Here is a 22233-nt window from a genome sequence, read left to right as displayed (position 1 = left end):
TGGTGATGCGAGTCACAACGCTATGGCTGTCAGTTATGCTGACGTTCAAATTGCTTGAATCCCACACCAGGAAGTGCATATTGAACGAATCGGCCATAGTTTCCGAGCTGGATCTCGAAATCGTGAATGCTCTCCAGATCAATCCGCGGGCGGAATGGAGCCGGATTGCGGATGCCCTGGGCCTGTCCGGCCCTACTGTGGCGAGGCGTTGGAACGCGCTGGCCGAACAAGGACTGGCATGGATCACGCCGTCTCCGGGACAGCGCTACCTCAGTGCCGGTTGGTCCGCTTTCATCCAGCTCTCGTCACTGCCCGGCGAAAGCGAAGCCCTGATACAGAGGCTGTGTGAGGTGCCGGCGTTCGGCACCGTTTCCATGGTCACCGGCTCCCATGATGTGTTCATGGATTGCTTTGCGTCGAGCCACGAGGAACTCATGGACATCGTGACCGGAGCCTTTCCTGCGCTGCCTGGCCTCACCCACCGGGAGGTCGTCTTCGTCACCAAGCTTTACCGGCAGGCCTCGGAATGGCGCAGCGGAACACTTGAACCCGCACGCGCGCGGCTGGTCTCAGCTGAAGCCAAGACAGCACCGGCAAGTTACTCGCCGGATCAACTGGACGCCTCGTTGCTTGAGGAACTGGCCAACGACGGACGTGCCTCATGGGCTGAACTGGGAGAAGCCTGCAGTGTCTCGCCGCAAACTGCCCGACGCCGCGTGGAACGCTTCCTCGCGTCCGGCTACATCACGCTGAGGTGCGATGCGTCCACTGCAGCGAACCGGGGCCTGCGGGAAGTGACGCTCATGCTCAATGTTCCGGCACAGTACGTGGAAGACATTGGCCGCTACTTCGCTGCACAAACGAACTGCAGGCTCAGCGCCCAGGTCCTCGGTTCGCACAACCTGGTGGTCACGTTGTGGGTCCGTGACTACCTGGAGGCACAGGCATTTGAGCGCGAATTGGCCGAGCGGGCACCGGGCAGCACGGTGATCTCCCGGCAAGCGGTGGTCCGAACATACAAGCGCCTTGGCCATGTCCTCGATGAATCCGGGCGAAGCCTCAGGGTTGTGCCCTTGCCGCTCTGGAGAGAAGGGTCTGGACGGCCTACCGAAACACCGGCAGGATCATAGCCATGACTACCTCTATTTTCGTGAATTTGCCTGTCAGCGACCTCGAGGCTTCCAAGTCCTTCTACACAGCACTTGGCTATTCCATCAACCCCAACTTCACAGATGACACTGCTGCCTGCGTTGTCTTCAGCGACACCATTTACGCCATGCTCCTGACGCACGCCAAGTTCAGCGAGTTCACCAAGCAGCCCATCGCGGACACCAAGAATTCGACGGCGGCCATTGTCGCCATTTCCGCCGAGAGCCGCGAAGAGGTGGATGCTTTGGCGAACAAGGCCCTCGAGGCCGGCGGATCAGAGACTTATGACGCCCAGGATCTCGGATTCATGTACAGCAGGGCCTTCCGCGACCTCGATGGCCACCACTGGGAGGTGCTATGGATGGATGACGCCGCAGCCCAGGCCGGTCCCCCGGAGCACTAATTTCAACACGCACGTCGCGGCACCGCTGTTCCGTCGTTGCCCAACAACGGAACAGCGGGCCACCCACGTTTTCTAGCCCAGCGTCACGGCCAAAATGCCCAGGACGACGGCGAGCAGCGGCGTAATGCCTTGGGTGGTGGCTGCGCGGAGGTACTTTTTCCCGCTGGCCGCGAGGACCAGCGCCGCCAGGAGCATCGACCCGCAGCTGCTGAACACCAGGGTCCAACCCACCTGCGGAGCCCCGGCCCAGACAGCGACGATGCCGATCAAGGCGCCGATGGCCAGGAACAGGTTGTAGAAGCCCTGGTTGTAGGCGAGCGGCTTGGTGGTCTCGGCGTCGGCCTGGGAGGTGAGACTGAAGCGTTTCCACGTGGATGGCTTGGTCCAGGTGATGGACTCCATGGTGAAGATAAATAGGTGAAGCAAAGCCGCAATCAGGGCGAAAATCAGGGAGGCCAGAATCATGGTCTGATCCTAGCCTCCCGTGTTGTTGGGACCGGGCCGTCAGGCGCTCAGCAGCTCCAGCGTGGCGCCCGCGAATGCGCCTGCAGTGCCGTTCCAACGCGCCAACAAACCCTGGAGATTCTCGCCATCTGCCCGGTATGCCGCGGTTTCCGCCTCAAGCGTAGACAGGATGCCGGTGCGTAGTTCAGTGTTGAAGTTCACCTTGCCGACCCGCAGCGAGGGAGCTTTCGCGAGCTCGTCCGCCGGGATGCCCGAAGCGCCGTGGAGCACCAGTGGGACGTCGGTCTGTGCGGCAACGCTTTGCGGCACATCCCAACGGATGTTCGGTTCGCCCTTGTACTTGCCGTGCACATTTCCCACCGCGATGGCCAGCAACTGGGCGCCGGTGCGCTCAACGAAGTCCGCCACCTGCGCCGGGTCAGTCAATCCCGCAACGGAAGTACCGGCGTCGTGCGCTTCGGATGAAGCGCCAAATGCCCTGTCCTCATCGCCGGCCAGCCCGCCCAGTTCCGCTTCGATCACGACGTCGGTGCGTCCGGAAGCGTCCAGCGCGGCACGGACTTTGCGGACCAGGGCAATGTTGTCCTCGAACGGCAACGACGAACCATCGGCCAGGACGGCGTCCGCACCGGCGGTCACGGAATCGCGGATGACCTTGAGATCCGAAGCGTGGTCCAGCTGGACGGACACGGGAACACTCGCCGAGTCAGCCAGGCCGCGGAAGGCTTTGATCAGGCGGAGTCCGTTGGGAGTGGAAGCCGTCTTGGGCGCAACCAGCAGGATGACGCCCAGCCGCGCTTCCTCGGCAGCCGAAACCACAGCCAGGGCGGTCGTGAAGTCGTAGCAGGTGAAGGCCGGAACTGCGGAGCGGGAGGCCAGTGCAGAGGCGACCATTGAGTCCAGGGAAGCGCGCATCAGTGGCCCAGGCCTCCCACCAGGATCCAGGCCACGTAGGTGAGGACAAAGCCGGCCAAGCCAAGGATGGTGGTGAGGACGGTCCAGGTCTTCAGGCCGTCGGACACTGTGAGGCCGTAGTAGCGGATGACTGTCCAGAAGCCTGCGTCGGTCACGTGTGACAGGCCCAGTGCGCCGAAGCCGATGGCGATCACGATCACTGCGATCTGGGCGGGCGTGTAGCCGCCTTCCATGACGGCGGACGTGAGCAGGCCGGTGGTGGTCACAATAGCTACGGTTGCCGAACCCTGGGCGGCGCGAAGCGCCAGGGAGATGATGAAGCCGAGCACAATCACCGGCAGGCCAAGGCTGTCCAGCGTATGGGACAGCGCGGCACCGATACCCGAGGTGCGGAGGACTTCACCGAACACGCCACCGGCTGCAACCACCATGAGGATGGAGGCGATGGGAGGCAGCGCGCCTTCGAAGATCTCACCGGTTTCCTTGAGCGACCAGTTGCGGCGAACAGCCAGCAGGAAGAAGGAAAGGGCCACGGCCACGAGGAGCGCAAAGAACGGGTTGCCGATGAACGAGGCCACCCCGTACCAGTAGTTGTCCTTGGCGATGGTGAGGGTGCCAACGGTACCGAGGAGGATCTGCACAATCGGGGCGGCGATCAGGAACATGATCAGTCCGGGGCGCGGCGGAGCGATGGCGCGGGCGCCGGGGCCGTCGTGGCCGACGCGGACCAGTGAATCGGAGCCGAATTCTTCAACCTGGGCTTTGACGCCGGGAAGGAGCTCGTAGTCCTTGCGGTTCATGATGCTGGCAACCCAGTAGGACAGGAAACCGAGCGGCACGCAGATGATCAAGGAAATCATGGTGATGAGGCCGATGTCGGCTCCGAAGACACCCGCGCCCGCAACGATGCCCGGGTGCGGCGGGACTGCCACGTGAATGGAGAGCATGATGCCGGCCATCGGGAGGCCGAACTTGACGGGGTGGACCTTGGCGATCTTCGCGAAGGCGTAAACAATGGGCACCAGGACGATCACGCCCACTTCGAAGAAGACCGGGATGGCAACCAGGAAGCCGACGGCGGTCAACGCCACCGCAACGCGCTTGGCCCCGAGCTTCTCAGTGAAGTGGGTCGCCAGCGACTGCACGCCGCCGGAAACTTCGATCATCCGGCCAAGGATGGCGCCCAAGGCAATCAGCAAGGCGACCTTGCCCATGGTGCTGCCCACACCGTTGGTGACCACGGTGAAGATGTCCTTCAACGGAATCTGCGCGGCAACAGCTACCAGGATGCTCACCGCAAGGAGGGCGACGAAGGCCTGGATCTTGAAGCGGATGATCAGCACCAAGAGCAGTGCGATGCCTGCTGCCGCGATGGTCAGCAGGAGGGGCGTTCCCAGCTCCACAGCAGGTTTGATGGCGGGGGCATCGGCCGCCCGAACCATCAGGGAGTTAACGAGGGGGTTCATTGGGGGTGTCTCCTTTGACATACCGGCCCTAAGAAGGCCGATTGGAGGTGCGACGACGGCGGAGGGGGGACCGCCGTCGTCGCGGGTTATCTGGGGTGGTTAGGCGGTGCGCTTGGTGGGCGCGACAACCTTGATGACGGCGGAGTCGTCGGCGGCAGCGAGGCCCTGGGCCTGGCCGAGCAGGTAGAGCTGTTCAGCGGCGGCGGCTACGGGTGCGGCAAGGCCGGCGGCGCGTGTTGCCTTGCCCACGATGCCCATGTCCTTGACGAAGATGTCCAGGCGGCTGAGGACCTCGGCGCCATCCTCCGTGTAGGCCTCAAGGATTCGTGGGCCGCGGTTGGAGAGCATGAAGGAACCGGCAGCGCCGGCTTCAAGGGCGGCGAGGGTCTTTGCCTGGTCCAGTCCCAGTGCGTCGGCAAGGGCCATGGCTTCAGCCGCGGCGGCGATGTGCACGCCGCAGAGGAGCTGGTTGACGGTCTTGAGTGCCTGTCCGTCGCCGGGCTTGTCGCCCACGATGCTCAGGGTGGAAGCCAGGAGTTCCAGGGCCGGGCGGGCCTTCTCGAGCGCTTCGGGCTCTGCGCCGACGACGATCAGCAGGTCGCCTTCACCGGCACGCTTCGGGCCGCCGGACAGCGGAGCATCCACCAGGGCCACGCCGTATTCGGCGAGCTTGGCAACGGTGGCCGGGATGGCTTCCGTGCCAACAGTGCTGCCAAGGATCACGACGGCGCCCGGCTTCAGTACCGAGGCAACGCCGTTCTCGCCAAAGAGGACATCGTTGAGCTGTTCGCCGTTACGGACCGCCAACAACAACGCGTCGGCGTCCTGGGAAGCTTCACGGGCCGAGGCGAAGGTCTTGATTCCGGCTGCCGCTGCGAGTTCAAGGCGGGGCTCAGCGATGTCGAAGCCGTGAACGGTCAGCTCGGATGCGAGCCGGGTTGCCATGGGCAGGCCCATGGCGCCAAGGCCCAGGACGGTGACGGTGTAGTTGCTGCTGGTCATGGTGTTCTCCATTGAATTTCGGATGCTTTTAGAAGGTGGCGCTGAGCTTGCGGGTGACCTGGGTCAGGGATTGGTCGTCGCCGACGTTGCCGGCAAAGACGATGTACGGGATGCCCTTCGCGGGACCATCCACCGGCTCCCAGAGCGAGACGATGCCCGGCAGCATGGGCCCTCTGACGATTGCGTGGCGGATTTCCAGGCCGTGCGCCGCGACGTCTGAGGACGTGATGCCGCCCTTGGCAATAACGAATCGAGGCGGGAACGTTTTGAGCGTGCGGTTCACCACGGCCACGACGGCGGCCGAGACGGTGCGGGCGATCTTCAGGCTCGATGCGGGATCGTCAGTCTTGATGAGGAGGCGGCTGGTGTGGACGATCACGTCGCCTTCGCGAAGAGCGCTGACGACGTCGGACACGACGGTTCCGATGTAGGCATCGGCCTCCGCACCGAGCAGCCGCTCTACATCGATTTCGATGGTCCGCGCCGAGCTGTGCTCTGCGGTGAGGTTGTTCAGTTGGCGGGTGGTGACGCCCACATGGGAGCCCACAACGATCAAGCCGCCTGCAGTAGAGGGAGTGTTGCCGGCGTAGGCTTCCTCGGCGGTGAGGGCCGTGCGGATCTCCTGGCCAATCCGGCCACGGACGAACGGCGGACCAACGCGGTAGAGGAGCTTCTTGCCGCGTCGTTCTGCTTCTTCCAGGCCCAAGGCCAAGGCACGGAAGTCGTTCTCGGTGACGATGTCGGCCACGATCGGGGTGGAGTTGGTGGCAGACTCCAAGGCGTCGGCAATGGCCTTGGCGGAAATGGCGGGGTCCTGGGCGGAGGCACCGGCGCGGATGATGTTCAGGTCCAGGACGATCACGCTTTCCGCAGCGAAGCGGCCCTGCGACTTCTCCTCCACATACTTGGCCATCTCCGAGTTGGCGAAGCCGAAGCTTGCGTCCTTGGCGAATTCCGTCTCCGCCACCGGGGTGAGCGATCCGGCATCGCCGCGCATGTAGTGCACACCGCCGATGGTGACCCGGCCGGCGTCGGGGAAGGCCGGAACGATCACAACACCGTCGGTTGCTTCACCGGTTTCAACGGCCACGGTGGCGGCGATGACGTCGGGCTCCAACGGGTAGTGGCCGCGGAGGGTGGAGTCGCTGCGGCTAACGAAGCCGAGCTTCACACCGGCCGATCCGGCCGCGGCCAATGCGTTGCGCACGATCTCTTCGTTACGGGCTGCGGCTTCGGCGGGATCCAGGCTGCGGGTGTTGGTGAGGACGTAGACCGCGGGCTTGGTGTTGTTTTCACTGATGTGGGTGAAGGCCCACGAGAAGTCCTCCACATCCCAGCGGGTGAGGACCGCGAGGTCTGAAACGGACTGTGTGCCGGTGGGGTCGTCGTCAAGGACCACCAGGACCTTCGGTGCGGCAGCAGCAGACGCGGAAACTGCGTCCGCAACCAGCTGGGCAGGGATCTGGACTTCCGCCGGGAAAGCGGCCAGAACGTCGGCTTCAAAAGTCACTGTGCACTCCATCGTGGGAAATCTCTGTTGCTGTTTGGTGAATGTAAGATGTCAGACATCTAACATTTGAATGCCAGTGTGACACACAGCTCTTCCCGGCGCAAGATGCCATGCGTCACTAGGCTGGGGCCATGGCTGACAGCGCGGTTCCGCTCCCCTTCGTGGACGTTCGCACGCCTGCCGACGCTGGCGATCACGTGCCGACAGTACTGATCCACGGCTGGGCGTCCGGGTCGTTGTACTGGGAACCGCTGGCGGCGAAACTGCTCGACGGCGGCCGGTCGGCTTGGATTCTGGATCTCCCCGGGTACCACCCGGGTGAGGATTTGTCCGGCTTCGATTGGACACTGGACTCGGCTGGGGAATCCGTTGCGGCGGCCATCGAGGAACGCGGCGGCAAGCCAGTGCATCTGGTGGGGCACTCCATGGGCGGAAGCGTCGCCCTGACGGTTGCGGCCAACAGGCCAGAACTGGTGGCAACCGTGACCTTGGTGGGCATGGTGCCAGCGCCGCCAAACGAGGGTTTCAAGAACCTCCTGGTGTCCCAATTGGAGCAAGGATTCTTCGATGCGGCCACTAAGGCGAAGCTCATGAACGCCTGGTACGGGCCACTGACCGACCAAGAGATGGCAACGCTCAGCAAAGGCTTCGACGTACCCTTCCCGGTGCTGTACGCCAGCGCGATGGCGGCGATGTCCGGCGTCGAACCGTCAGTACCCGGGCGCGTCCAGGCGCCCTTGCTGGTCATCGCCGGAACCGGGGACCGGGTGCGTTCCATCGACCAGATGCGTGAGTTCGTGGCCGCAGGCCGCAACCGGCAGCTGAAGCCCGTTGCCGATGCGGGTCACACCGTGCACTGGGAACGGCCGGATGAGTGCGCCCAAGCGTTACAGGAGTTTTGGAATACGAGCTGGCACCCGCCAGCGTAAGATGTCTGACATCCATCCGGTCCCGCGGGAAAACCCACAGGGAGCCGGGCGGAGCGAAGGACAGGAAACGGGGAAACATGGCACGCAAGTCGCTGGTCGGCGTCGTAGCTGATGAGTTGCTGGACCGCATTGTGGCGGGCGAATTCCCGCCCGGAACGGTGGTCCCGGGCGAGCTGGAACTCAGCGCCAAGCATGAGGTGAGCCGCATGACCGTGCGTGAAGCCATGAAAACCCTCGAAGCGCAGCGGATCCTCAGCGTGGAGCGAGGCCGTGGCACGTTCGTGAATCCCTTGAATCAGTGGGCCTCACTCGAAGCTGTCCTCCGCGCAGCCTCCGAAGGAACCAAGGACGCTGCTGCCGCAATCCAGCTGATCGAGCTGCGCCGGATGCTCGAAACCGGCGCATGCGAGCTGGCCGCCGAACGCATATCCGACGATGAACTCGCGGCGCTCAAAGAGCATGTGGAAAAGATGCAATCCGCGCACGAAGTCAATGATGTGGCGGGTTTCGTGGAAGCCGACCTCGCCTTCCATGACGTGATCCTCCATGCTTCCGGCAACGTGTTTGTGGCCGTCCTGTTCGAACCCCTGCACCGTGTCCTTGAAGCCCGACGCACCGAGACCTCGGCCTTCCCGGAAATCCAGGAACACGCAATTGGGCACCACCGGAAGATCGCGGCCGCCCTGTCCTCCCGAGATCCGCATGAAGCCCGGCTCGCCATGGACGCCCACATGCAGCAGACCCTGGACGACCTGAAGACGTACGTACTGGAGGCGTAGCATTCGGGGTCGGCTTAATTGTTGGACGGATCGGGTTTAAATCCTGCATAGGTGCGAAGTCGCAGAATCCTTTATTTTTAGGGCAGAATCGCACCATGCTCTTAATTGTTGCAACACCTGCCGAAAGTTCTGCGCGTGAGACCGCTTGAGTTTCCCGAGTTTCCCTTTAGCTCTCCGTTGGCTAAAGCCATCATCCAACTTGAACGGGTACGGGCAGATTTAGGGGAAGGAACCACCCCTCCGGAGGTATTCGGTCGACATATGTCCTGGAAGGACTGCTGACGGACCTGAGCAGGTTGGTGAAGCTCGGCGACAAGGATTTCGTAGCCGAAGGTCTCTTGGTTCCCGCCATCCAAAGAGGCCTTGCTTCGTCACGATTCACAAGCGAGGAAGCGCTCGCACTAATCATCATCGCCCGAAAAGTTGAAGTAAAGGCCGCAGACCTTAGTGCAGCGTTCACGGGTTCAGCCTCGACCCGGAGCCAAAACATACGAAAACTCTTGGACCGCGGAGTCATTGAACCAGTGGCGGAAGGAAAGAGGTCCTACCGGCTTCGCCTCGCCCCCCAGTGAACTAACACCTCTCCTGGTTCGGGAATTGGATCGGCTGGGATTCCTGCCCCGCATTCTGCGCGACTCCGAATGATCTGCATGCCCGTAGTTGCACTATTGTGCACGTGAACGCACCTTAGTAGCCTCCGCGTCCGCAACTCACCGGCGCAGGCTCTCCGACGGCAACTCGCCGAAAGTCTTAAGGTACAGCGCCGAGAACCGCCCCTGGTGCCTGAATCCGCAGAGCTCCGCCACCGCCGTGACGCTCTGCTCGCGGGGGTCGGCCTCGAGCAGCATCTCCCGCGCCCGGTCCAGCCGGATGCTGCGCAGCAGCTCCGAGGGCGTGGCGCCGGTCTCCGCCCTGAGCGCGGTTTGCAGGGTCCGGACGGACACGCCCAGGCACTCCGCAATGTCCGGGACGGTGAGTTCTTCGAAGGCGTGGCGCTCCAGTAGCTCACGGCACTCACGCACCAGCCTGCTCTCGGCTTCGGGATCGCGGACGTCGTCACCTGGGCGTTCCATGGCCATCAGCAAACGCGACACCATGCTGTCCGTCAGGAGCCCCTGGACAAACACAGGAGCGGCACTAGCCGGCCGGCTGATCATATCGTCGTGAAGTTCGACGACGGCCCTCAGGAAGGCACGACCCGCCCCACCGCTAAGGTCCATACCGTACCCCAGGTCCACGGCCCCATCGCCGTACAACTGCCCGGCGATGCGCTCCAGGGCCGGGCGGCGCACATAGACGATCAGGTGCGGGCTGCCACCGTCCCAGCTCATGGAAAACGGCTTATCGATCGGCGGGACGCTGGCCATCGTGGGACTGGATTCCACAATGGTGGACCCCACCTGCATGGTCGCATGGCCTGCCAACGGAATCTGCACAAGGTGGAAATCCTGCAAGCCCTCGGGGTCGATTCGGACGTCCGCGCCGTAGTCCAGGAACTCGATTCCAACATCGGCCCGATGAAGGGACCGCAACTTCATGTCCACGGCGGCTGTCCTGGTCCGCGGCGCCAGCTCATGGCTGCAGAACAGTTCGGCAATCTTCGCGTGGGCTTCATCCACGTCCTTGGTGGCCGTTGTCGGCCGTCCCCGAAGAACGTCCCGGGGAAGAATCCTCACCATCCGCCACCTACTTCACAGGGTTTTTCGCAGCTTTCGCCTTTCGGATGATCCCCGCGCCATGTGGATATTCCGGAGTGCAGCGGCTGTCTAGAGTCGCTTTTAGGACAAGTATGACCCAGCTCACAGCACCGAAACAACGCTCGAAAGGCAGGTGGGCTGGCAGGAGGAAGAGGACGAGCCTGCGTAATCCGGATGATGCCTGCGCCTAACGGATATTCACGCGGGCACGCGCTACCTAGAGTCGCATCCAGAACAAATATGACGCACGTCATAATTCCGCAACAATCCATCAAGGAAAGGGTCAAGCCATGTCAGCACTGAAGGGCAGGACGGCAATCGTCACCGGCGGCGTCACCAAGGTAGGCCAGGGAGTGGTTACCGCACTGCGGGATGCCGGCGCCACCGTGGTGGTTGCGGACATAGCGCCCGACGGCGAACTGCTCGCCGAGGAGCTTGGCGAAGGTATCCACTACTCCCACACAGACATCACAGACGATGCCGCGGTCACGGAACTCGTGGAGAACACTGCCCGGGAGCATGGAGGCCTGGGCATCCTGGTGAACCTCGCCTGCACCTACAAGGACGACGGCGCATCCTCTGGCAGGGCCGACTGGCTCGAAGCCCTCAACGTCAACCTGGTGAGCGCGGTAATGGCGGCCAACACGGCCCGGCCTCACCTGGCAAAATCCGGGCACGGAGCCATCATTAACTTCACCTCCATCTCCAGCTCCGTAGCCCAGACCGGCCGCTGGCTGTACCCGGCCAGCAAGGCAGCCCTGGTCCAGATCACCCGCAGCATGGCCGTGGACTTCGCGGCCGACGGCATCAGGGTGAACTCCGTCAGCCCGGGCTGGGTCTGGAGCAACATCATGGACTCCCTGAGCAACGGCAGCCTGGAAAAGACGGACTCCGTCGCGGCCCCGTTCCACGCACTGGGGCGGGTCGGCCGCCCGCACGAGGTGGGCGACGTCGTCGCCTTCCTTGCAAGCGACCAGGCCAGTTTCGTGACGGGAGCCGATTGGGCGGTCGACGGCGGCTACTCCGCTTTGGGGCCCGAACGCGCCGAAGAGACCATCCCGCTGCTCGCAGCCAACTGACAACAGCGATCCGAACCAACAGAAGAGGACACCACCATGACGCAACGTCACATCACCATCGTCGGCGCCGGCCAGTCCGGACTGCAGCTGGGCATCGGCCTGCTGGATGCCGGTTTCCAGGTCACCACGATTTCCAACCGCACACCAGACGAAATCCGGGACGGCAAAGTCGCTTCCAGCCAGTGCATCTTCCATGACGCCTTGGAAAATGAGCGGGCGCTGGGGCTGGATTTCTGGCCGGACGCACCCACCGTGGACGGGATCTCATTCACCATCCCCCACCCCGAGGTGCCTGGCGAGAAGGCCATCAGCTGGGCCTCCCGCCTGGACAATCACGCCAAGTCGATCGACCAACGGGTGAAGTTCCCGCGCTTCATGGAAGAGTTCGTGGCGCGCGGCGGCGAGCTGGTTTTCGAAGATGCGGGGGTTGACGAGCTGGAAAGGTACACGCTGAACTCGGACCTGGTGATCGTGGCCGCCGGCAAGGGCGAGATCGCGCAGCTCTTCACCCGCGACGCCGAACGCAGCACCTATGACGCACCGCAGCGGGCGCTGGCCTTGACCTATGTGAAGGGCCTGACACCCCGGGAAGACTACTCGGCAGTGTCCTTCAACCTCATCCCCGGCGTTGGGGAGTACTTCGTTTTCCCTGCACTCACCACCACCGGCCCTTGCGAAATCATGGTTTTCGAGGGCGTCCCCGGCGGCCCGATGGACACGTGGAAAGGCGTGACGCCTGAGGAGCACCTGGCGAACTCCAAGAACATCCTGCAGACTTTCCTGCCGTGGGAAGCCGAGCGCGCCACGGATGCGGAACTCACCGATCCCAACGGCATCCTCCAAGGCCGGTTCGCGCCCACGGTCCGGCACCCGATCGCCACGCTCCCGAGCGGTCGGCAGGTACTGGGCCTGGCCGACGTCGTGGTTCTCAACGATCCCATCACGGGCCAGGGGTCCAACAACGCCAGCAAGTGCGCGGCGTCGTACCTGGACAGCATCGTCCAGCACAGCGGTCCGTTCGACGCCGGGTTCATGCAGGCCACGTTCGAGCGCTATTGGGATTACGCCCAGCACGTTGCACACTGGACCAATGCGCTCCTGGCCCCGCCACCGCCGCACGTCCTGGAGCTTCTGGGCGCGGCCAACCAGGAACCCGCCATCGCCCACCGGTTCGCGAACGGCTTCAACCATCCACCGGAATTCCAGGAGTGGTTCATGTACCCCGACAAGGCAGCCGGCTACCTTGCCGAACTCGTCACCGCCAAAGTTTTGTAGCACACCCCTGCCAGCAAGGATTCAACCATGCGAAAAATAGCAATCGTCGGGGCCGGCGAGTCCGGCGCCCAACTGGCCCTTGGCCTGCAACGGGACGGCTATGAGGTGACGCTGCTGTCCGACCGCTCGGCCGCGCAGATCCGCACGGGCAAGGTCATGTCCAGCCAGTGCATGTTCTCCACGGCCCTCGACGCCGAAGCGCAGATGGGCACGGCGCTCACGGAATTCTATGAGTCGGGGGCCGTCCCGGGTATCACCTCGATCCGGTTGCGCGTCGACGCCGAGCAGCCCATTGAGTGGGAGGCGCCCCTTGATGGCCCCGCCCGGTCCATCGACCAGCGGATCAAAAGTGCCCTCTGGATTGAGACGTTCGTTGCTGCCGGTGGCGATTTCCGGATCGAGAAGGTCACCCCGCGCATGCTCGAAGAGCTCGCCCGCGACTACGAGCTGGTCATTGTGAGCACGGGCAAGGGCGAAATCGGCCAAATCTTTCCGCGGGACAAGGCAAAGTCGCCCTTCGACCGTCCGCAGCGGGTCCTGGCCCTGAACTACGTCACGTCCTCCGACAGCACGGACACGCCCGGTGACGCCATCCGCATGTCCATGGCACCCGGCGTCGGCGAGTTCTTTACGTTCCCGGGCCTGACCGTCTCCGGCCCCTGCCGCATGATGGTTTTCGAAGGCGTGGTGGGCGGTTCCATGGACTGCTGGACCGACGTCGGAAGCCCCGAAGAGCAGCTGGAACGCTCCCTGCAGATCCTGCGCGAGCACTTCCCGCATGAAGCCGAAAACTTTGACAACGCGCAGCTGACCGATAGCGGCGCAACACTCCTGGGGCGCATCACGCCGACCGTGCGGTCCGCCGTCGGGGAACTCGGGAACGGGAACCTGGTGTTCGGCCTGGGCGACGCCGTGGTGCTCAACGATCCCCTTACCGGGCAAGGCTCCAACAATGCCACGCTGGCGGCCAAGTACTACCTTGATTCGATCGTCCGCCGGGGCCAGCAGCCCTTTGACCGCGCATGGATGGAGCGCACTTTCGATGAGTTCTGGCGCGGATGGGGCCAGTGGGCGGTGGAGTGGACCAACGATCTCCTCAAGCCACGCAGGGATCACCAGAAGACACTCCTGGCCGAGGCCGCCGAGCACCCGGCGCTGGCGGCAAGCATTGTGGCCGGCTTCGATGACCCCCGCACCTCCTACCCTTGGTGGTTCGACCCCACGGCCGCCGCAGACTTCATGCAAGCCCGGAAGGAGGACGATACCTCCGCCTTCGACCTCCGCGATTTCCGGGGCGCCTTGGGCCAGTACGCCACGGGCGTTACCGTGGTGACCACTGTTGCCGCCGACGGCAGGAAGGTAGGCATGACCGCGAACTCCTTCACGTCAGTCTCCATGGAACCCCCGCTGGTGCTGTGGTGCCCCAGCAAGCGGGCGCCCAGTCTGGGCTACTTTGAGGATGCCACGCACTTCGCCATCAACATCCTCGCCAGCGACCAGCACGTCCTGTCCCGCCAGTTCGCAACGCCCGCCACGGACAAGTTCGCGGGGACGGAAACCACCGAGGGCATCGCCGGCGTGCCGCTCCTCAACGGTGCCGTCGCTACGTTCCAATGCAGGACCGTCTCCCGGCATGACGCCGGCGACCACGTCATCTATGTGGGTGAAGTGGAGAGTTACAACCACGACGGCGGCGCTCCCCTGGTGTTCCATGCCGGCAAGTACCACGCAACAGCCAACCACCCGGATTTCTGACACCTCCTGAAAGGAGCGGTTCCGTATGAACGATCCCGTTGACGTCGCCATCATTGGTTCGGGCATCAACTCCCTGGTCGCCGCGGCCGAACTTGCCCTGGACGGGAAGCGCGTGTGCATCATCGAACGCTCGGACCGGCTGGGTGGTTTCATCGACTCGTCCGAGCGGACCTTGCCGGGTTTCATCCACGACACATTCTCGTCCTGGCATCCGCTGTTTGTCTCAGGCGGAGCTTACGCACACTTGGGCAAGGAACTGCATGCCAGGGGCCTGGAGTACTGCAACACCACCGGCGAGGTGACGGCCAGCGTGGCTGTCGACCCGGCCACCGGAGCCCATCGCGTGGTCATCGCGCAGCGGGATCCAGCGGAAACGGCCTCGGCGTTCAAGGTCGCCTCGGATCAGGCTGCGTACTTGGCCATGCTGGATGATCTGGGAAGCAATGCCGGCACGGTCTTCGGGGCCTTCGGCGCAGAGCTGCGTTCCTTCAAAGAGGTCGCGAAGATCGCGTTCGGGGCCTTGCGGCGGGGCCGGCTGGCAGGGACTGAAGCCTTCATCAGGGACTCGGTGATGAGCGGACGGAACTACGTCCGCAGCCGTTTTGATGGCTGGGAAACCGACCAGCTGTGGTCGCCATGGCTCCTCCACGCAGGGCTCGGCCCGGACCAGGCGACCGGCGGGGTCATGTTGCCGGTGATGGCCATGAGCATGCACGACTTCGGGCTTCCGGTGGTCAAGGGCGGCGCTTCGCGGTTCGTGGCCGCTTTCGAATCGCTCCTCAAGGACAACGGAGTGCAGATCATGCTGGGTACTGAGGCAGAAGAGGTCCTGGTGGGAGCAGGGTCGGTGAAGGGCGTTCGGACCTCGCATGGCGTGGTTGCAGCCGACACTGTCTTGGCGAATGTTTCACCGCAGGCGCTGTACACGCAGCTCCTCCGCCGGCCACCCGCCGCTGCTGCCGCGGCGGCTGGGAAGTACCAGAACGGCCGGGGTGCCATGCAGATCCACCTCGCCCTGGACAAGCCTGTTGAATGGCTGGACGCGCGCCTGAACAAGGTTCCCTTGGTGCATCTCAGCAATGGCTCGGACAGCACGGGAATCGCTTGCGCCCAAGCCGAAGCCGGACTGCTGCCCGCTGAACCTACGGTGGTGGTGGGCCAGCAATGCGTGTTGGATCCGTCGCGGGCACCGGAAGGCAAGGCGACGCTGTGGCTGCAACTTCAGGAAGTGCCATTCAGTCCCGTGGGCGACGCGGCCGGGGAACTGTCCGTGGAAGAAGGCTGGACGGACGAGCTGAAGCAGGCCTACCTGGACCGTGTTCTTGACCGGCTGGAACCGTTCGCGCCCGGGACCCGTGACACCGTCCTCGCCTCGGACGTCCTGGCACCCACGGACCTGGCCGCTACCAACCCCAACGCAGTCAAGGGCGACCCCTATGGCGGATCGGCCGAGCTGTTCCAGAACCTTTTGTGGCGGCCCTTCCCCGCGGCGGCAGGACACCAAACTACCGTCAAGGGACTCTGGCACATTGGAGCGTCCACCCACCCCGGGCCGGGACTGTCGGGCGGCTCAGGGCACTTGGTGGCACAAAAATTGATCAAAAAAGCACTGAAACCACGCAAGCGATAGGAGAACAATGTCTGTTCTGGCCGGGCTCACAGCAGCCCTTTCGAATGGCTCGGTGGAAATCATCGACCTCACCACCCCGCTCAGCTCCGAAACCCCCATCCTGAACCTGCCGCAACCGTTCGCGAATACGGTTGGGCTGTCCGTCTCGCCAGTGAGTAATTTCGACGACGCCGGTCCGGCCTGGGCATGGAACGACGTCACCGTTGGCGAGCATGCGGGGACGCACCTGGATGCTCCCGTGCACTGGATCACCGGCAAGGACGGTAAATCCGTGGACCAGATCGAACCCCACCGCCTGGTTGGGCCTATCGCGGTGATCGACAAGACAGCGGAGGTCGCTGCTAACCCCGATTTCCTGCTGGAACCTGAACACTTCGAGCAGTGGCAGGAAGAGCATGGCGCGTTCCCGGAGAACTGCTGGATCGTCTTCCGCACCGGATGGTCGGCCCGGGGCGCCGACGCTGCGGCTTTCGTCAACGCGGACGACGCCGGACCGCACACTCCGGGGGTCTCTGCGGCAGGTGCCAAGTGGCTGGCCGGCAATGCCTCACTCAGTGGATTCGGGGTGGAGACGGTGGGCATCGACGCAGGTCAGGCGGGTGCACTGGATCCGATGTTCCCGGTCCACTCGTTCCTCCTCGGAGCAGACAAGTACGGGGTAACGTCCCTTCGCAACGTGGATCGCCTGCCGGTCACGGGGGCCACCATGGTTGTTGCCCCGCTGCCGATCGTCGGCGGCACAGGCAGCCCGAGCCGCGTGTACGCCTTGGTGGAGCGTGCATGAGTGAGCAGGTGAGGGTTTCCACGCTCGTTGGGCGGACGCTGGCGAAGCTCGGCGTCGGGCATGTCTTTGGAGTAGTGGGCAGCGGCAATTTCGATGTGACCAGCTCGCTCATGGAGGCCGGAGTCCCGTTCACTGCAGCCAGGCACGAGGGCGGCGCGGCAACCATGGCGGACGCCTACACGCGAATGTCGGGCAAGGTTGGCGTGGTGACGACGCACCAGGGCTGTGGCCTCACGAACGCCATCACCGGCGTTGGCGAGGCGGCCAAGAGCCGCACCCCCATGATCGTGCTCACGGCAGATACCCAGGCCGCCGCGATCCGATCGAACTTCAAGATCGACCAGGATGCCCTGGCCCGCAGCGTCGGGGCAGTCGCGGAACGGATCCACTCCCCCGCCACCGCCGTCGCGGACACCGTCCGGGCTTTCCGCACTGCTGTGAATGAGCGCCGCACGGTGGTCCTGAGCTTGCCGCTGGACATCCAAAGTGGAGCCGCCGGAGACGAGGTGAATGCCGTCGTCGTGCCTCAACCGCTGAAGGTGCGGCCGGACGCCGCCGGAGTTGAACAACTGGCGGGGCTGATCGCCGCGGCGGAACGCCCGGTCTTTGTTGCCGGACGTGGTGGGCGCGGCGCCCGGGAGGAACTCCTGGAGTTGGCCCGGCATGCTGGCGCGTTGGTGGCGACGTCGGCGGTAGCCAACGGCCTGTTCAACGGCGACCCGCACAACCTGGGAATTTCGGGTGGGTTCTCTTCGCCGCTGACAGCAGAGCTGATCAGCGGCGCGGATCTGATCGTGGGCTGGGGTTGCGCGCTGAACATGTGGACGATGCGCCATGGGAGGTTGATCTCTGCCGATGCGAAAGTGGTGCAGGTCGACGTCGAAGATGCTGCGCTGGGCGCCAACCGGCCCATCACGCTGGGAGTACTGGGCGATTCCGCGCTCACTGCCTCCGACGCCCTGGCGGCGCTCAAGCAAGCACATCCCGAGCCGGCCGAAAAATACCGCACCGAAGCCAACGCCTTGGCCATCAAACAGGGTGCGCGGTGGCGCGATGTCGCCACCGAAGACCTCTCCACCGCCACGTCCATTGATCCGCGCGTGCTGACCCGCGAACTCGATTCCATGCTCCCAACAGAGCGGGTCGTGGCCGTGGACTCCGGAAACTTCATGGGTTATCCCAGCCAGTACCTGGCGATGCCGGACGAGTTTGGTTTCTGCTTCACGCAAGCGTTCCAAGCCATCGGGCTGGGGCTGTACACGGCGATCGGCGCGGCTGTTGCCCAACCGGACCGCCTGCCTGTCCTGGGTGCCGGAGATGGCGGTTTCCTGATGGGCATCAGCGAGCTGGAGACAGCAGTCCGGATGAAGCTGCCGCTGGTGTGCATCGTCTATAACGATGCCGCCTATGGGGCCGAAGTGCACCACTTCGCGTCGAACCATTCGCCGGAGGACCTGTCCAGCGTGGTGTTCCCGGACACCGACATTGCCGCGATTGCCCGCGGATTCGGGGCTCACGGAGTCACTGTCAGGACCGAAGCGGACCTGGACGCCGTGCGCCCTTGGATCGCAGCCTACGCAGCCGGGACCCAGGACCGGCCACTGGTCATCGACGCAAAGATCGCCTCAGACGGCGGCTCGTGGTGGCTGGCGGAGGCATTCCAAGGGCACTAAGTACCGGGGTGTAGCAGCAGAGGCCGTTGCGGGCATCCACAACGGCCTCTGTCACCTCAATTCGGGCTTATGCGTCCACGTCCGTGTTCACGATGTAGACATCGCACGGAGCACCGTGTGCCACGCTGTTGGCGATGCTGCCCAGGACGCGTCCCAAGCCCTTCATGCGCTTGTTTCCCACCACGATCAGCGAGGCGCTGTTGGTCTCGGCGTAGTTGATCAGGGCGTTGGCCGGAGTGCCGCGGGCAGCAAAGTACTTGACGTTACCGGCGGGAATGTCCAACTCTTCGGAGACCTTCCGGGCAACGTATTCTGCCGAGTCCGCGGAAGAGACAGTGATGCGGTCGCTCCCGCTGCCGAATTCCTCAATGCGGTCATCGGAGAAACCGCTGATCACGTGCAGTTCCGCACCGAGCGCGGTGGCGAGCTTCGCTGCTGCCACTGCCGCCCGCTTGGCCGTTTCGCTGTTATCGACGCCGACCACAATTACTTCTGACATGAGTACTCCTGATTCAGGGGATTTACTGGGTACTGCTGCAAGAAATCTACACTCCATCCTCATCCGCCGGGGCAAGTACAGGCATACGGTGTTTACGGCGCGGCTGGTCCGGGTAGGGATAGGTCATCGGAACGATCACACGACCGAAGGGCAGGACCATGAGCGACGCACCATTTTCCCCGCAGACCGCCATCGTCACGGGATCGGATTCAGGCATCGGACGGGCTACCGCGGTGGCTTTGGCCCAGGCCGGCATGGATGTAGGGATTACCTGGCATTCGGACCAGCAGGGGGCCGACGAAACCGCGGAGGAAGTCCGCGCACTGGGCCGCAAAGCCGTCGTCCAACAGTTGGACACCACGGACATCCGCGGAACGGCAGCCGCCATCGGGAAGCTGGCCGATGAACTCGGCGGCGTCGACGTCTTCGTCAACAACTCCGGCACCGGCGACGGCACCAAGTTCCTGGAGCTCGACTATGACACCTGGATGTCCACCCTGGACACCAACCTCAACGGCGCGTTCGTTGCCATGCAGACTGCGGCGAAACACATGGTCAAGGCTGGTCGCGGCGGACGGATCATCGCGGTGACCAGCGTGCACGAGTTCCAACCCCGGGTGGGGGCCTCCGCCTATGACGCCTCCAAGCATGGTCTGGGTGGGCTGATCAAAACCATGGCCTTGGAGCTGGCCGAGCATGGGATTACAGCGAACAACGTGGCACCGGGCGAAATTGCGACCCCCATGACGGGGCAAACCGACCAGGACCCGAAGCACGAGGAACGGCCCGGAGTACCGCTGGGACGGCCAGGAGATGCCAGGGAGATCGCCGCAGTCATCGCGTTCCTGGCGTCCCCGGCGGCCAGTTACGTCAATGGTGCATCGTGGCCTGTGGACGGCGGAATGCTGCAGATGGGACCGCAGGCGGGATCGCACATTACCAGCAACGACTGGCGCGAAAGCTAAGCCCGGCAGGCTCTGGCCGCCCGGAGGCCAGTGGGCTAGTCTGCTTGGACGGCCTGCCTGGCGGGCCGGATTCAAGATTCAGGAACGACGATGAGGAGCACCATGGCTGGCCACACATATAGCGTTTCCGAAATTGTAGGAACTTCCAGCGAAGGCGTTGACGACGCGATCAAGAACGGCATCGCCACCGCGTCCCAGACCCTGCGCAACCTGGACTGGTTTGAGGTCAAGGAGATCCGCGGTCACCTCGAGGACGGCGCAGTGGCCGACTGGCAGGTCACCATCAAGCTTGGTTTCCGCCTGGAGCGCTGATTAGCCCGCGAGATGGCAGTTAATGACAGTTCCGGGGCTCCGGATTGTCATTAACTGCCATCTGGGCGGGAGGTTTCGGGCACAGGGGCTTCGGCGCCCACGTCGCCGAAGTTGAGCAACGTCAAAGCGTCCGACGACGGCGAGCCCGCCTTCGCCGAATACACCCTCAGCAACTGGTCGGGGTCGTCCGGGAGACTGAGGGTTTCAAAGTTCAGTTCCAGGTCCCCCACCACGGGGTGGTGCAGCCGGACGGTGCCGGCGGACCTGGTGGCCACGCGGTGACCGGCCCACCATTGGCGGAAGTGTTCGCTGTGCACGGCAAGTTCGCCCACCAGCTGGTTGGTTTGGGGATCGTTGGGATGCCTGCCAACGTCCATCCGCAGAGCTCCGACGGCTTCGGCGGCTACCGTTTTCCAGTCCCTGAACAGGCTCCCCGCTGCTGGATCCAGGATGATCCACCGCGTCAGGTTGCGTTCGGGTGCGGGCAGCGCGGAGAAGTCGGTGAAAAGCAGGTGCGCCATCCGGTTGGCTGCCAGGACATCCGCCCGCCTGCCCAGCAGCATTGCAGGGACATCTCCAACGGCGTCCAGGAGTTGCCGCAGCGCCGGACGCACCTTTTGCACGGGGCCGGGGTTGCCGGAGGAACTGGCACAGTGTTCCAGCAGGTCCATCATGTGCGCTTGCTCCCCCGCATCAAGGCGGAGGGCCCGCGCGACTGACTCCAGGACCGCCTTGGAGGGGTGGATGTTGCGGCCCTGTTCCAGCCGCGTGTAGTAGTCGGTGCTGACGCCCGAGAGCCTGGCGACCTCCTCGCGGCGGAGCCCGGGGACGCGGCGGGAACCGCCCGACTCGTCCGTTCCGGCGTCGTCCGGCGAGAGGCGGGCACGCATGACTTTGAGAAATTTACCGAACTCCGCGCTTTGACCCATCCGTCCATTCTGCCGTTCCGGGTGCTTGAAAGACCACCATTTTGGGTAGGACTACCAGACCTAGGAAAAACAGGATCAGGCAGGATTGCTGACTCCGCCCCTAAAACTGCATAGGCTCAGTACTGAGCCCCGAAAACGCTTTCTGGAGTATCACCACCAAACCATCCAGTCGAAGGAGACCGTCATGCCAGAGCTGACATTGAACAACGGCGTCACCATCCCACAGCTGGGATTCGGCGTGTTCCAAGTGCCTGCGGATGAAACGCAGAAGGTGGTGGAAGATGCATTGGAGGCCGGCTACCGGCACATCGACACCGCGGCCGCGTACCGCAACGAGGCCGGAGTCGGCGCTGCCGTCGCGGCCTCCGGAATTCCCCGCGAGGAACTTTTCATCACCACCAAGCTCCGCAACGGCGAGCAGGGCGAGGCTTATGACGCGTTCCAGCGCAGCAGGGACGCGCTGGGCCTGGAGGTCATAGACCTCTACCTGATCCACTGGCCCGTCCCGTCACAGGGGCTTTACACGCAGGCATGGAAAGAGATGGAGAAGCTGTATCAGGACAAGCAGATCCGGGCGATAGGCGTCTCGAACTTCCTCTCCGACCATCTGGACACCCTCCTTCGGGAAACAGAGGTGGTGCCTGCCGTCAACCAAATCGAACTCCACCCCACGTATCAGCAGGGTGATCTGGCGAACAAGTGCCGCGATCTGACCATCGCCGTCGAGGCTTACAGTCCGCTGGGACAGGGCAAGGACCTGAACGCCGAGCAGGTGGCGTTGGTGGCGGCGGCGCACGACACCACTCCTGCCCAGGTGATCCTGGCCTGGCACCTGGCTCAAGGGACCATCGTGATCCCCAAGTCCGCTGACTCCACCCGCATGCGCGAGAACTTCGGCGCGGCAGACCTCACCCTGACCGAATCGGAATTGGCAGCAATCACCGCACTGGAGGCGGGCGCCCGCATCGGCTCCGATCCCGCCGTCGCCGCTTTCACCCAGATGTAGCCACGCAACCA

Annotated in this window: 21 protein-coding genes; 13 read left to right on the top strand and 8 right to left on the bottom strand. The window is 63.8% G+C overall.

Annotated elements, in window-relative coordinates:
• The first annotated feature begins 80 nt into the window (after window positions 1–80).
• Together ABHM97_RS12005 and ABHM97_RS12000 are read left to right on the top strand one after the other, a co-directional pair.
• Complete coding sequence (locus tag ABHM97_RS12005) at window positions 81–1130, top strand: Lrp/AsnC family transcriptional regulator (protein WP_349470833.1); 1050 nt, start codon at window positions 81–83, stop codon at window positions 1128–1130.
• Window positions 1131–1132: 2 nt separating this feature from the next.
• Window positions 1133–1552, top strand: coding sequence for a VOC family protein (locus tag ABHM97_RS12000; RefSeq protein WP_349470832.1), 420 nt, complete (start codon window positions 1133–1135; stop codon window positions 1550–1552).
• A gap of 72 nt (window positions 1553–1624) precedes the next feature.
• Here ABHM97_RS12000 and ABHM97_RS11995 read toward each other — a convergent pair whose 3' ends face one another.
• The 5 genes from ABHM97_RS11995 to ABHM97_RS11975 form a co-directional block, all read right to left on the bottom strand.
• Window positions 1625–2017, bottom strand: a complete 393-nt coding sequence (locus ABHM97_RS11995) for a DUF1304 domain-containing protein (protein WP_349470831.1) — start codon at window positions 2015–2017, stop codon at window positions 1625–1627.
• Window positions 2018–2056: 39 nt separating this feature from the next.
• Entirely contained in the window at window positions 2057–2932 is an 876-nt protein-coding gene (locus ABHM97_RS11990) for a class II fructose-bisphosphate aldolase (protein ID WP_349470830.1), read from the bottom strand.
• Window positions 2932–4398, bottom strand: a complete 1467-nt coding sequence (locus ABHM97_RS11985; RefSeq protein WP_349470829.1) for a GntP family transporter — start codon at window positions 4396–4398, stop codon at window positions 2932–2934. The genes ABHM97_RS11990 and ABHM97_RS11985 overlap by 1 nt, the downstream gene beginning before the upstream one ends.
• Window positions 4399–4497: 99 nt before the next feature.
• On the bottom strand, window positions 4498–5400 hold the full coding sequence (locus tag ABHM97_RS11980) for an NAD(P)-dependent oxidoreductase (protein WP_349470828.1): 903 nt from the start codon (window positions 5398–5400) through the stop codon (window positions 4498–4500).
• 28 nt (window positions 5401–5428) lie between these two features.
• Window positions 5429–6910: a four-carbon acid sugar kinase family protein gene (locus tag ABHM97_RS11975; RefSeq protein ID WP_349470826.1), complete on the bottom strand. Its 1482-nt coding sequence runs from the start codon at window positions 6908–6910 to the stop codon at window positions 5429–5431.
• A gap of 131 nt (window positions 6911–7041) precedes the next feature.
• On the opposite strand from ABHM97_RS11975, the gene ABHM97_RS11970 reads away from it, so the two are divergent.
• Both ABHM97_RS11970 and ABHM97_RS11965 read left to right on the top strand, forming a co-directional pair.
• Window positions 7042–7839, top strand: coding sequence for an alpha/beta fold hydrolase (locus ABHM97_RS11970; RefSeq protein ID WP_349470825.1), 798 nt, complete (start codon window positions 7042–7044; stop codon window positions 7837–7839).
• 77 nt (window positions 7840–7916) lie between these two features.
• Window positions 7917–8618, top strand: a complete 702-nt coding sequence (locus ABHM97_RS11965) for a FadR/GntR family transcriptional regulator (protein WP_349470824.1) — start codon at window positions 7917–7919, stop codon at window positions 8616–8618.
• A 710-nt stretch (window positions 8619–9328) separates the two neighbouring features.
• On the opposite strand, the gene ABHM97_RS11960 is transcribed toward ABHM97_RS11965, so the two are convergent.
• Window positions 9329–10297: an AraC family transcriptional regulator gene (locus ABHM97_RS11960; RefSeq protein WP_349470823.1), complete on the bottom strand. Its 969-nt coding sequence runs from the start codon at window positions 10295–10297 to the stop codon at window positions 9329–9331.
• A gap of 308 nt (window positions 10298–10605) precedes the next feature.
• On the opposite strand from ABHM97_RS11960, the gene ABHM97_RS11955 reads away from it, so the two are divergent.
• Genes ABHM97_RS11955 through ABHM97_RS11930 form a run of 6 tightly spaced genes read left to right on the top strand, consistent with a single transcriptional unit; the run spans window position 10606 to window position 18511 of the window.
• A complete protein-coding gene (locus ABHM97_RS11955) occupies window positions 10606–11394 on the top strand; it encodes an SDR family oxidoreductase (protein ID WP_349470822.1) in 789 nt (262 codons plus the stop codon).
• Window positions 11395–11430: 36 nt separating this feature from the next.
• Complete coding sequence (locus tag ABHM97_RS11950) at window positions 11431–12669, top strand: styrene monooxygenase/indole monooxygenase family protein (protein WP_349470821.1); 1239 nt, start codon at window positions 11431–11433, stop codon at window positions 12667–12669.
• Between the two features lie 27 nt (window positions 12670–12696).
• A complete protein-coding gene (locus ABHM97_RS11945; protein WP_349470820.1) occupies window positions 12697–14424 on the top strand; it encodes a flavin reductase in 1728 nt (575 codons plus the stop codon).
• A gap of 25 nt (window positions 14425–14449) precedes the next feature.
• Complete coding sequence (locus ABHM97_RS11940) at window positions 14450–16054, top strand: phytoene desaturase family protein (protein WP_349470819.1); 1605 nt, start codon at window positions 14450–14452, stop codon at window positions 16052–16054.
• 7 nt (window positions 16055–16061) lie between these two features.
• Window positions 16062–16838, top strand: a complete 777-nt coding sequence (locus ABHM97_RS11935) for a cyclase family protein (protein ID WP_349470818.1) — start codon at window positions 16062–16064, stop codon at window positions 16836–16838.
• Window positions 16835–18511 carry a thiamine pyrophosphate-binding protein gene (locus ABHM97_RS11930; protein ID WP_349470816.1) on the top strand — a complete coding sequence of 559 codons (1677 nt, stop codon included), beginning with the start codon at window positions 16835–16837 and terminating at the stop codon, window positions 18509–18511. The genes ABHM97_RS11935 and ABHM97_RS11930 overlap by 4 nt, the downstream gene beginning before the upstream one ends.
• Window positions 18512–18578: 67 nt before the next feature.
• On the opposite strand, the gene ABHM97_RS11925 is transcribed toward ABHM97_RS11930, so the two are convergent.
• Window positions 18579–19010 carry a universal stress protein gene (locus ABHM97_RS11925; protein WP_349470815.1) on the bottom strand — a complete coding sequence of 144 codons (432 nt, stop codon included), beginning with the start codon at window positions 19008–19010 and terminating at the stop codon, window positions 18579–18581.
• 158 nt (window positions 19011–19168) lie between these two features.
• On the opposite strand from ABHM97_RS11925, the gene ABHM97_RS11920 reads away from it, so the two are divergent.
• Window positions 19169–19975, top strand: a complete 807-nt coding sequence (locus tag ABHM97_RS11920) for an SDR family oxidoreductase (RefSeq protein ID WP_349470814.1) — start codon at window positions 19169–19171, stop codon at window positions 19973–19975.
• 102 nt (window positions 19976–20077) lie between these two features.
• Window positions 20078–20287: a dodecin gene (locus ABHM97_RS11915; protein ID WP_211710990.1), complete on the top strand. Its 210-nt coding sequence runs from the start codon at window positions 20078–20080 to the stop codon at window positions 20285–20287.
• 50 nt (window positions 20288–20337) lie between these two features.
• Here the strand turns inward: ABHM97_RS11915 and ABHM97_RS11910 are convergent, their stop codons facing one another.
• Window positions 20338–21216 carry a helix-turn-helix transcriptional regulator gene (locus ABHM97_RS11910; RefSeq protein WP_349470813.1) on the bottom strand — a complete coding sequence of 293 codons (879 nt, stop codon included), beginning with the start codon at window positions 21214–21216 and terminating at the stop codon, window positions 20338–20340.
• A 184-nt stretch (window positions 21217–21400) separates the two neighbouring features.
• Here ABHM97_RS11910 and ABHM97_RS11905 point away from each other — a divergent pair, with 184 nt between their 5' ends.
• Window positions 21401–22222 (top strand): aldo/keto reductase, encoded by an 822-nt coding sequence (locus ABHM97_RS11905; protein WP_235520307.1) that lies wholly within the window; start codon window positions 21401–21403, stop codon window positions 22220–22222.
• The last annotated feature ends 11 nt before the right edge of the window (window positions 22223–22233 follow it).

This window comes from Paenarthrobacter sp. CAP02 (genome assembly GCF_040137855.1).
Classification (GTDB): domain Bacteria; phylum Actinomycetota; class Actinomycetes; order Actinomycetales; family Micrococcaceae; genus Arthrobacter.
The sequence above is the reverse complement of the archived record's forward strand: the minus strand, read 5'-3'. Positions and strand labels throughout refer to the sequence as shown.